This window comes from Arthrobacter sp. H5 (genome assembly GCF_000520595.1).
Lineage (GTDB): Bacteria > Actinomycetota > Actinomycetes > Actinomycetales > Micrococcaceae > Arthrobacter_D.
In genome coordinates, this window is the sequence record NZ_KI915002.1 from 35,335 (window position 1) to 46,801 (window position 11,467).

Consider the following 11,467-nt stretch of genomic DNA (forward strand, 5'->3'; position numbering starts at 1 on the left):
AAGTTGTTCCCGGATTTCAACCTAGCTGCGAAGTTGTTTGCGGATTTCAAGTACAACCCCGCCGCAGGGATTGTTGCGCAGTTCAAGCACATGGACGTGGCAACAACCGTCCTTGCTCAGTCGTCGGCGGTCAGCATTGCGCAAACGGCGCTCTCGCAACTTGCGACGGCCGGGCTCACCAAACTCCTCACAGAACAACTTGGAACCGCAGCTCTCGTGAACAACACCGGTGCCTCGTTCTCCCGTCTGACAAGCGAAGCAGCCGAACGATTCGTTCATGACGTCTTCAATACCGACGACGACCAAGATCTGGTGGAGGAGCGGTTCGCGAACCTCGCTGCCGCGTTCTTCGAGGAGGACCTTGACGAGGACGTCAAGCTATACCTGGAACGACTGGCCGAGAACGACCAGCTCATGAGGACGGCTGCTACGAGTTGGCGCCTCACGGACAGGGTCCTCAGCCCATCCGGCCGTCTCATGCTGGCTCTCCTGGTGGGCTACACAGTGGGTCTGATCTACCTGCTCGGTGTGACTACAGGAGCAGAACTCACCGTCGAAACCGCCACTCGGATTACCTTCGAGACCGTCACCCACGGCGGCGTCAGCGGAGGCCTCGTATACAAGTTCTCATCAGCAGTCAGAAAGAAACTTGATGAGATGGGACCGCCAGACGAAACGAAGGGCAGCTAGGCGCCGATCGGGCTTCTGAAGCAAAGAAGGGGTGGGGGTGCACCCCTTCCCGCCAGGTCGGAAGCCCGGACGTAGTTAGCGCCTCTTGTTACGTACGGGTTTGGGAACTTTTCCACAGCCTGTGGATAACTGTTGGGTGAGAGCAAGATAGGACAGTCACCACCAACCGATGAGATTAGTGGTGACTGTCCCCCTGTCACAGAGCCGGGCGCGCCAGCGTCCCGCGCTGTGTAGACCGTTGTTAGGCGAACTCTCCGCGGATCCGCTCGGCGTTCTCTGCGAGTGCAGTGCGTCGCGCCGGTTCATTTCGAGCCGCCCGGCGGCGCGTCAGCTCGGAACTAGCTTCGTCGAGGATTCGCTGAACGCCATGGGCGCCGCCTGCTCCGCTGGTGTACGTCACGCTGTCGATGATTACGTCGTTGTTGCGGCCAACACGGATGGGTGAGTCTGGGGAGCCGTTCTTGTAGTGGAAACCTTCGCCGTAGGCAGTGGTGTGGATGAGCGAGCCATACCACTGACCGTGGACGCTTTGCTTTTCCTCTAGTTCGAACTCGATGGGCTCGAGCATGTCCGCGAGTTTTGCCCCAGCCGACTTGGAGTGTTCGAGGCGAGCGCTTTGTGATTCGATTCGCCCTGCCGTGGTCTCAGCGATTGCGGCGTCGGTGCGCGCGATTCGCAGTGCTTGCTCGAATGCTGGGATGGCGCGCTCGTGCGCTGCGGCGAGCTTGGTCTGCCGTGTGGTTTCGTACTCGTGTTCGACCATCTGTTCGATGTCTACCGTTGCGTCGCCGGAGTCGAGGCGGGTGCTCAGTGACGCGGCGCGATTAGATGCCAGGCGTGCGGCCTGCTGTGCGTCTCGGGCTTTCGTGCGTGCGTTCTGCAGATTCGCCTGAGCTGCTTCGACGGCCTGTGCTGCAGTGGTGGTGGTGTCATTCGTTGTCATTATGGGCACTTCCTGTGTGGGTGTACCCGGCCCGATTGGGCCGGGTGTTGGGGTGAGAGCGTTCCTGTCCGGTTGGGCGGAAACGCCGGACGGATCTGAGAGCCTTTCAGCCCGCATGTGGGTGATGGGATGGGAGTGTGTGTACTAGGCCGCTGGAGCGGAGTGGTCCTGCGTGCCACTGAATGCTGAGAGGGCTCGGGAATGGGCACCGTCTCGGACGTTCCCGGCATTCCCGGTGGTGGCATCGCTGGGACGGCTAGGAAACTGCCGTTAGTTCGGCTTGTTCGGTCCCATGTGTTGACCTGCAAGCGCGGGTGGAGGGCGACGCGGAACGCCATTCACCAGCTTCGTTCCGAGGGAAGGCCAAGAGAACCGGGAGGCAATTTGCGCAGGGAGACTTGATCGCTGCGAACCCCTGTTGGTGGCCCCAGGCGATCTGACTGGCACAGACTCCGCAGAGACCGACACCAAGGTAGTGCCTCTTCATAGCATCCCAACGTTGGGCCTGCCGGTGGGTTTCAGGTTTGGTAGTCATTGTCGTTCCTGTCTGGACCGTTCGGGTCCGGTTTAGTGTGGAGATGGGTAACCACTGCTACGACAGCAGTGGCGGTATCCGGTGCCGTGAACGCTTGGACGGATATTCACGGCGGTGTGCAATGTTGTTTAGCTGTGCTTCTTGACCATGCGGCTCGGGTCGCCTAACCAACTCGGCCTTAAGGGCAAGGCTGGCGCCTCGCTGCCGGAAGGAGGCCTGCCGTTGTTCGTCCGGGCAATAACAAGGACCTTGAGCGTCAGCCGGAGCCCGAGAGGCTACGTAGGGAGTCGCAGGCGAGGCGCGCCAGCGCCGGAGCCTGCTGTCAGATACAGAGAGGCGGGCCGGAGGCCCGCTCCTGAAAGCGAAAGAAGCGAGTGGACTAAGCGAAAGAAGCGAGTGGACTAATCAGACGGGCCGGGCTGCCGCCCGGCCCCTTTGCACCCTTAAGGCTGTAAGTAAAGTCATCCTGGTGCCGATGGCGGCGGGGCGGCGGACGCTGGCGCGCCCGCGGTTCCGCCATGGCACGGTGATGACGGCGTATGTACTTATATAGGGAGAAGAAAAATACATACGTCAGAACGGAGGCAGTCCGCCAGAGTTCTGGACCGGGACGGAGGGCCAAGGGAGGTGAGCGGGATAGAGTGCGGCAAGTGCGTCGAGTCCAGGATCTCCGGAACCTACGTGCCGTCCCGGCCATGTGAGCCAGTGATCAGACGTTCTGCGTAAAGTCTCCGGATAGTCGTAGCTTCGGAGAAACCCGCGCTGTCTCGCTACTTTCCAATGGTTTTGGACTGTACGGGTAGTGGCTCCGGTAGCTGCAGCGATGCGGACCTTACTTATGCAGGTCCAGCCGTCCTCATTTGTCCAGTCGAGCATGACTTTAATGGTGTCGGCAGTCTTCTTGAGTCCGGCCTCTGCCACTTTCCGACGCATGACCTCCCTGTCAAAAGTTGCCGCGTTCATCGAGACACCGTTTGCTGGCGCATCCAGTTTTCGACGTCGGCCAGTCGGTAGATGATCTTGGACCCGACACGCAAGCGACGGGGACCGTCGCACAAATGGGTAGCAAGAAACTTCTCGGAGACGCCCATGTAGGCTGCGCATTCTTTCCGGTCGAGATAGACGCTGCCAGTAATTTCGCGCGCCGTGGCAGCGGTGATGGGACCAGCCGTAGGGCTGGCGCTGGTAAGGGTAGAGATGATGCACTCCCGCAAGGTTTGAACCACGCATAGGCGCGGCACCGGTGAATTGTGGAAGTCCGATAGGCTGGGTCCGCTATATCACGGCGCGACTCGCTAGCCTGGCGTTCTTGTAATACTGGGATGGGTGAGGATTTCCATTGCGGCCATTCGGTGAGCTACCGCGCGCCACAATGGAAAAGCTCTGACGGGCTCCAGCGTTCCGCCATGATAGACAAGAAATATGCGGCCCTTGGCTAGCCGCTTGCGTTCCTGTCTCTTATAGTGTAGGTCTAGTGCAAGGCCGTGGCTGCGACCCCAAGATGATGTGCCACGTGCGCGGTATTTGTATGCGAAGCGTCCACAGCTTATCCACACTCCGCGGTTGCGATCAGCCCGCAGCCCGCCCCACAATCTCCCCTCTCTTCCACAGGCTGTGGATAGATTCGGCCCACAAGGTTCGGAGTAGCGTGTCGCGATTCATCGGCGAGTCGTAAAGGCCAACGTAGCCAGATTTCCACTATCGACATTCTCATTACTTCGTCAGTGACGATAGGCTGTCCGTATGGCGATAAAAAGGGTGGACTCCCCTAAACAACCGTGGGAGCTGGACTGGACCGATCCGAACGGGAGGCGGCGACGTAAGCGTTTCAAGACCAAGCGCGAGGCGGAGGACTTCGACGCGAAGCGGCGGCAGTCCGTGCGAGGTGGCACCTACGTTGATCCCAAGCTGTCTCAGAAGCTCACGGTCGCGGCACTCTATGCTGAGTGGTTCAACCGGATCAGCACCTCTGGAGCGAGAGGAAAGGGGCCAGCGACGCCCAAGACGTTGGACAACTACCGCCGCCAGTACATCAACTACATTGAGCCTCGATGGGGAGATACGCCGCTGTCTGCCGTGTCCTATGACGACATAGAGGCGTGGGCAACGTCCCTGCTGGGGCGGGACGGGAAGCCAGCGGGCGCAGCGACGCGGCGGGAAGTGGCCCTGACGTTCGGGCGGCTGATGGGTGAGGCGGTGCGGCGGCGGTATCTTGCGGAGAATCCTGCGAAGAACGCGGCTGGTCAGGCTGACTATGTGCCGGGCAAGGGGCGCAAGAGTGGGCACGTTTACCTGACGATGCCGCAATTGCTGGCGATAGCCAGCCATGCTGGGGACTATGAGCTGATGATCCTGCTCGCCGGGCTAACGGGTCTGCGCTGGGGCGAGATTACGGCGCTTACAGTGGGTGACGTGAAACTGGGTGATCGACCTCAGTTGGCGGTAACTAAGGCGTATTCGGAGGTCAGCGGTCGGCACGACCTCGGAGCGACTAAGGGCGGGGAGAGCCGCACCGTGCCGATACCGGCTCCGATTGCCGAGCGGCTCCGTTTGGTCATTGAGGGACGCGATCGCAGGGAGCGTGTGTTTAGCTCTGCGAATGGTCATGTGCTGAGAAACAGTCTGTTTGCCAAGCGCCACTACAAGCCAGCCATTGCCGCTGCTGCTGGTACTGATGAGGATTTTCCGCGTCCCAAGTTCCACAGTCTGCGGCATACGGCCGTCAGTCTTGCAATAAGCGAGGGTGCCAATGTGAAAGTGGTTCAGCGGATAGCTGGCCATGCTTCCGCGACCATGACGCTAGACACCTATGCGGGACTGTTTGACGATGACCTGCACGACAGTGCGGACCGCCTCAGCGCCGCCCTGGTCAAGCACGGCTTCAAATAGAGTCGTCACTTTTCCGTCACCTGTACCGCCTGCTTCCCTGTATTCATAAGGAGAATCGTTCTTTCTCGTAATGAGAAGGTCGCCAGTTCGACTCTGGCAGGAGGCTCCACAACTTTCGTGAGCAGATTGGACATTGGTGAGCAGAATCCCCTGCTCACCAATGTCCATCTCGCTATCCCGGCCTCGAGCCTAAGGCATGCGTGTGATGCACTGAGTATGCGACGGCGGCAAGTGGCTTCCTGCTTCATCACGCGAACGCACGATCGCTCAGACGGCCAGCCCTTCCGAGAGCTGCACAAATTGGGCGCTCTGCGCCAACATTCCGGGCAGCGCCGCCGCGACGCCTGCCGCCGTCCCGCTGAGAGGCCGGTTCGCGTGCGCTATGACTATATCGCCGGCAACTGACACTCCAACAGATTGGGCAACGGTCTCCGCCGTAAACGTGGCACCCGCGTCCCCGTTGACGCTGAAGTTCACCGGTACCAGACCAAGCGCGCGGACAAGCTCCGAGGACACATCGTCCAGGAAAGCGGTGCCTGGCCGAAACCAGCGGGCAGGTTTCCCGGTGAGTTGGTGAAGCAGGTCCTGGTTGACCATGACCTCGTCATATACCTCGCCGGCGTTTCGCGTTCCCGGGATTCCGTAAGCGCTGTTGCCGGTCGTCGAGAGGGGGAGATGCGCGGAGCCGTGGTTCGCGATTTCGACCAGCGGGTCCGCGGCTAGCTCATCGGCGAGAACGGGATTGGCATGGATCCAGCGGGCGTTCAGGAAGAATGTCGACATCACCTGGTGGGTTCGCAGAGTGTCGATCAGCACACGGTCCAGCGCCTCGCCGCCCGGACCGCCGCAGCAGTCGAACGTCAAGGCGATACCCGACGCGCCGGGAGAGAGTGTTTGAACTACGCCGGGCGCGTCCAGTCCCCAATACGTGGACACTCGTTCAGAGAATTGATCAACGATCTGTCTGCGAGTAGGTGTGGATGGCGGCGGCGATGTTGACGGGCTGAGCACAGCGCTGGGCGAAGGCGAGGGTGGCGGTGGTGGCGTTGGGAGGGCGGGCATCGTCGACGTACTGGGGGTCGACTTGGGTGACGCCGCTGAACAGGCCGTGACGGCAAACCCGGCAAGTCCCATGACGATGGCGCGCCGAGCGACGCTTCCGACACCATCGTTACTGATCACGTCCACTAGGGTCGCACACAGGTTCACCCATCAGTCGGGTGCCACGCCCGAGACTTGAGCGCCTGCAGCCCGCAGATTCGTTGCTTTCGCGCACACCGCGCGGTGTCTACGCTGCTGCGGCTGCATCAACCCAACGAATCTGCGGGTTACGCGCCGGGCAGCACGCACGCCGGAGCGGGTAACGCATGCGTGTCGAGGAGCACCCCCGCGCCGCTGCGATGATCCATCCGCAGGACAGCCAGCTCGGACGACAGCTGATTCGCAACCACCACAAGGTCCGCCTCGGCGCCACTGATAACAGCGAAGTGCCGCGGCCAGCGCCCCGCCACCGACGTGTCGCTCAGGTGTTCGACGGCGGTGACCCTCCCGTCGTCGTCGGTTGTCACTGAGAAGGTGGCAAGGACATCCGGCCCCCTCACAGCCACATAGAGGCGGGTGCCATCCGCATTGCGCGCAATGTGGGACGGGAAACTGCCGGCTTCCGACGTCGGCGCCGCCGTCGCTGAAGCGCCCGGCAGCGTGGTGGTCCCATCCAGATGGACAACGTGCAGCGCGCAGTCAAGCTCGCCGGCAACCACAATACTGCCGGGGTAAGTGGCGAAATGGCGCGGACCGGTGCCCGGCGGCAGCGTCGCGGCGATGCCGTCCGGCTCCAGCCCATTCTGACCACGGGAGTAGCGCCGGATCTGGTCCGTGCCGAGATCGGCGACCCAGGCGGCGCCATCAACGTCGCCGGAAAAGTGCGCGTGGGGACCCTCCTGCCGCTCGGTGTTGGGGCCGCTCCCTTCATGCGGAAAGGTGCGCGGCGCACCTTTGAATGCGCCGTCATGGTCCACATCCACGACTGTGAAGGTGCCGTCGCCGTAGTTCGAAACCCAGACGGCGTCCGGCTGCGCCAGGATGTGGCACGGTGCCGAGCCTCCTGACGAAAGCGCCGGGCTGGGGCCATGCGGAACCAGGGAGGTGGCGCCGTCGTCGTTGCCTGTGACTGCAAACGCGGAAACAGTACCCGGCTCACCCTCGGACACCGCGTACAGCACGCCCCCACCCGGGCGCTCAGCGAGGAAGGAGGCCGACGGCGTTTCCACCACCAGCCGCGCACCGCTAAGCTTCCCGCTTGTCCGGTTGAGCGTGATCTCCCAGATGCCCTCACCGCTCCCGGGCGACGTGTCCTCCGCAGGATAGGTGCCGATCCACAATCTTGCCTCTACAGTTTCCACGGCCATCATTCTGCCCTCTCGGAGCGCGCAGGCACAGTCCGCCGCGCGGAAGCGGGACTCTACCGACGCCGATTTCGCCCTACGTCGCGGCCATCTTCTCGTGTGATGGGAAACCCGCCTCCCGGTAATAGCCCTCGATGTGCCCGGTGACCAGAGTGGAGGCGTGGGCGGAATCGCCCGCCAGGATTGCGTCGAAGATTTGGTGGTGCTCCGCCCGGAGCCGCGACGCTGTTGCGGACCAGTCGGGCAGATTGACGATTATATCCAGCGTGTACTGCCCGATGGAATCTCGCAGCGAGCCCATCATGGTACTGATCAGCACGTTGCCCGCCGCCTGCGACAGCGCTACATGAAACTCGGCATCGAGCTCAAGGAAGTGTTCGGCGTCGACGGAAGGGGCATCCATGGCTTCGAGCAGTGCACGGACCGAATCCAGGAACGGCGATGAAGCATCGACATGCCCAACGGCCCAGGATTCCAGCAGAACGCGGGTTTGGACGATGTCACCTGCAGGCAGGTGCGACGTCGCAAAATGCAGACGCATGGCGGAAGTAAAGGGAGCCGACGGATCCGCGGTGATCAACGTCCCGGCGTCGGGCCCCGACCCCACGCCGGAACGCACCATTCCCATGGCCTCCAGCACTCGGATGGCCTCCCGCACGGAAGTCCGTGAAACTCCCAACTGCTGCGCGATTGCGCGCTCCGCAGGCAGGCGCTGTCCGATCCTGAGCCGGTCTCCGGCGATTTCCTGCTCGACCCACTCGAGGACAATTTGGTGCGCTTTCATAGCGCAACATTACTTGATGTGGTCCAACCACTGCTGTAACGTGCTCTATATCACCTGTGGTCCAACCATAGTTTTGTGTCGAGAAAGGACCCTCATGACTCAGCAGACTGCAGCCGAGCAGCAGCCTCAGCCCGCCCAGGCGGGCGCGGTGCCGACGTCGTCGTCGTCGTCGAACGCCAGCGGCACGAGGGGACGGGAAGCTGACAGCAGGCCGGACGCATTGCGCCGCCGGATCCCCAAGGCAGCGGATCTCACGCCACTGCTCAAGTTCAAGGCACCTTCGTTTCCCACAGCGCGGAACCAGGTGGCCAAGGCCAACACAATCGCAGACCTGCGCACCATCGCCAAGCGCCGCACGCCAAAGGCCCCCTTCGACTACACGGACGGCGCCGCGGAAGAAGAGATCACACTGCGCCGCGCACGCGAGTCGTTCAGGAACCTGGAGTTCCGTCCTGGCGTGCTTCGCGACGTGTCCAAAGTAGACGTCAGCACGTCGATCCTGGGCGCAACATCGGCTCTGCCGTTTGGCATTGCCCCCACCGGATTCACCCGGATGATGCAGTCGGAGGGCGAATACGCCGGTTCGCAGGCGGCCCAAGCAGCCGGCATTCCCTTTACCCTCTCGACCATGGGCACGGCATCGATCGAAGACGTGGCCGCGGCCGCGCCCAACGGCCGGAACTGGTTCCAGCTCTATCTCTGGACCGACCGGGATAGATCGATGGAACTGATCAACCGCGCGGCTGTGGCTGGCTACGACACCTTGATGGTTACGGTCGACACGTCAGTTGCGGGCGCCCGGCTGCGGGATGTGCGCAACGGCATGACCATTCCGCCCGCGCTGACGGTCAAGACGGTGCTGGATGCCTCCTACCGGCCGGCCTGGTGGTTCAACTTCCTGACGCATGAACCGCTGACCTTCGCCTCGCTGTCCCGCTACTCGGGGACAGTCGCGGACCTGATCAACTCCATGTTCGATCCCACGCTGACCTACCAGGACCTCGACTGGCTCCGTGAAGTCTGGAAGGGAAAGCTGGTGGTCAAGGGCATCCAGACGCTCGACGACGCCAAGAAGGCAGTGGAACACGGCGCCGACGGGATTGTGCTGTCCAACCATGGCGGACGCCAGCTGGATCGGGCACCGATCCCACTGCATTTGCTGCCCGAGGTCGCCGCGGAACTAAAGGGCAAGACCGATATCATCCTGGACACCGGCATCATGAGCGGCGGCGATATTGTTGCCGCTCTGGCGCGCGGCGCGGACTTTACGCTTGTTGGGCGGGCCTACCTGTACGGGCTGATGGCGGGAGGGCGCATCGGCGTCGACCGAACCATCGAAATCCTGGCAACGCAGGTCGCCCGAACCATGCAGCTACTCGGAGTGACCAAGGTGTCGGAGCTGCACGAAGACCACGTTCGCTTCCTCGACCAGGGTACCGCCCCTGCATCGACTCTCCCCAAAATGACCGTCTGAGGGCCGTTTCGGCGCTGAGAACGTCATTTCGGGGAGAGTCGATGAGAGCTGATGGCTAGGCGAAGTCCGCCGTGGCAGGGTCTGCTCCGATGCGGCCGGAGGCGCCTTTATCCAGCGTGTCGATCGCGTCAATGTCTTGCTGGTCCAGGGTGATGTTGAGCCCGCCCCAGTTCTCCACAATCCGTGACTCGGTGACGGACTTTGGAATCACCACAATGCCCAGCGCGAGGTGCCAGGCAATCACAACCTGAGCAGGCGTGGCATTGTGCTTTGACGCGATGTCCTGCAAAACAAGATCCTCCAAGAGACCCTTGCCGGAGCCCAACGGGGACCATGCCTCATGGAGGATACCCTTGTCGGCCTCGAAGGCACGCAGTTCGGCCTGGTTCAAGTACGGATGCGTCTCCACCTGGTTGATCGCCGGCACAATCCCGGTGGCGTCGATGATCTCTTGAAGTGCCTCGACCGTGAAGTTGGAGACGCCGATGGAGTGCACACGGCCGCGCCTCTGTAGTTCAACCAGGGCCTTCCATGTGTCCACGTACTTGCCCTGCTTGGGCTGCAGCCAATGGATCAGGTACAGGTCCAGGGTTTCCAAGCCAAGCAGATCGATCGATTTTTCGAAGGCCTCCAGGGTGCTTTCGTAGCCCTGGTCTGCGTTCCACAGCTTGGTGGTGATGAATAGGTCCGCGTGATCCAGGCCCGATGCAGCGATTGCCCGCCCGACGCCGGCCTCATTTCCATAGATCATGGCGGTGTCAATGTGGCGGTAACCGGCCTTGAATGCGCGGCCTACAACGTCCTCGGCAGTTACGTCATCAACCTGCCACACGCCGTAGCCCAGCTGGGGGATGGTGCGGCCGTCATTGAACGTAAGGTTTGGTGAGGTACTCATATACGCCTTCGGTTGATGTTTCGGGTTCAGGGTTGGCAACCATGCCGCTGCGGAATTTGTCAAGGTGAATGAGGCCAGTGGGAATTAGGCTGCTGCTTTTGTGTCGTTTTTCTCGGCTGGTTTGTTGATCCAGGCGGTGTTGGGGATGGCGAGGATTTTGGGGTCGTTGTTGGTGGTGAATCGTTCGGGTGTTTTTGCCCGTGCGGCGGCCAAGATTTTGGCTCGTTCGAGGGCTTTGCTGGCGGCCAGTCCGTAGTGGACATCCGCCGGTGTGTTGAGGCCGATTCCGGTGTGGCAATGGGTGTGGTTGTACCCGTCGACAAAGAAGTCCATGAACGCTCTCGCATCGGGTAGGGAACCGAAGCGTTCGGGGAACGCGGGAGCGAACTTCAGCGACTTGAACCAGGCCTCACTGTACGGATTATCATTGCTGACCCGGGGACGGGAATGGGACCGGGTGACCTCCAGGTCCGAGAGCAGCGCCGCGACTGTTTTGGAGGTCATCGAGGTGCCACGGTCGGCGTGGACGATCTGCGGGATGCCGTGGATGCCGAAGATTTCCTTCATCATTTCCACGGCCAGTTCCCCGGACTCGTGGGCATGGACGTAGGCGCCGACGATGTAGCGGGAATAGATGTCGATCATGACGTAGCAGTCGTAGTATTTGCCCTTGATCGGGCCGGCGAGTTTGGTGATGTCCCAGGTGTAAACCTGTCCGGGTCCGGTCGCGACCAGCTCCGGCACGGCCCGCGCCGGGTGGCGTGCGATCCGTCGGCGTTCCTTGACCTGGCAGTTCTCCTCCAGGACGCGATAGAACGTGGAGATTGAGCACAAATAGACGCCTTCGTCCAG

9 protein-coding genes are annotated in these 11,467 nt (G+C 61.7%); 3 read left to right on the forward strand and 6 right to left on the reverse strand.

Going from position 1 to position 11,467, the window contains the following annotated elements:
- The coding region (locus Y708_RS0114125; RefSeq protein WP_028280431.1) for a hypothetical protein at window positions 1-690 on the forward strand (690 nt) is incomplete at its 5' end.
- A 241-nt stretch (window positions 691-931) separates the two neighbouring features.
- Here the strand turns inward: Y708_RS0114125 and Y708_RS0114130 are convergent.
- Complete coding sequence (locus Y708_RS0114130) at window positions 932-1,633, reverse strand: hypothetical protein (RefSeq protein ID WP_028280432.1); 702 nt, start codon at window positions 1,631-1,633, stop codon at window positions 932-934.
- A 2,278-nt stretch (window positions 1,634-3,911) separates the two neighbouring features.
- Here Y708_RS0114130 and Y708_RS25185 point away from each other — a divergent pair.
- Complete coding sequence (locus tag Y708_RS25185) at window positions 3,912-5,057, forward strand: tyrosine-type recombinase/integrase (protein ID WP_051479010.1); 1,146 nt, start codon at window positions 3,912-3,914, stop codon at window positions 5,055-5,057.
- A 267-nt stretch (window positions 5,058-5,324) separates the two neighbouring features.
- On the opposite strand, the gene Y708_RS0114145 is transcribed toward Y708_RS25185, so the two are convergent.
- The 3 genes from Y708_RS0114145 to Y708_RS0114155 all read right to left on the reverse strand — a co-directional run bounded on the left by Y708_RS0114145 (window position 5,325) and on the right by Y708_RS0114155 (window position 8,246).
- The gene (locus Y708_RS0114145; RefSeq protein ID WP_253905824.1) at window positions 5,325-5,993 is read right to left on the reverse strand and encodes a polysaccharide deacetylase family protein; all 669 of its coding nucleotides are present in this window, start codon (window positions 5,991-5,993) and stop codon (window positions 5,325-5,327) included.
- A gap of 392 nt (window positions 5,994-6,385) precedes the next feature.
- The gene (locus Y708_RS0114150; RefSeq protein WP_253905825.1) at window positions 6,386-7,459 is read right to left on the reverse strand and encodes a lactonase family protein; all 1,074 of its coding nucleotides are present in this window, start codon (window positions 7,457-7,459) and stop codon (window positions 6,386-6,388) included.
- Between the two features lie 79 nt (window positions 7,460-7,538).
- Window positions 7,539-8,246, reverse strand: a complete 708-nt coding sequence (locus Y708_RS0114155) for a FadR/GntR family transcriptional regulator (protein WP_028280436.1) — start codon at window positions 8,244-8,246, stop codon at window positions 7,539-7,541.
- A gap of 94 nt (window positions 8,247-8,340) precedes the next feature.
- Between Y708_RS0114155 and Y708_RS25190 the strand changes: the two genes are divergently transcribed.
- Complete coding sequence (locus tag Y708_RS25190; protein ID WP_081746812.1) at window positions 8,341-9,720, forward strand: alpha-hydroxy acid oxidase; 1,380 nt, start codon at window positions 8,341-8,343, stop codon at window positions 9,718-9,720.
- Window positions 9,721-9,775: 55 nt separating this feature from the next.
- On the opposite strand, the gene Y708_RS0114165 is transcribed toward Y708_RS25190, so the two are convergent.
- The gene (locus Y708_RS0114165; RefSeq protein ID WP_028280437.1) at window positions 9,776-10,615 is read right to left on the reverse strand and encodes an aldo/keto reductase; all 840 of its coding nucleotides are present in this window, start codon (window positions 10,613-10,615) and stop codon (window positions 9,776-9,778) included.
- A gap of 84 nt (window positions 10,616-10,699) precedes the next feature.
- Window positions 10,700-11,467 (reverse strand): DDE-type integrase/transposase/recombinase (locus Y708_RS0114170; protein ID WP_028280438.1); only part of this gene is annotated, 768 nt, incomplete at its 5' end.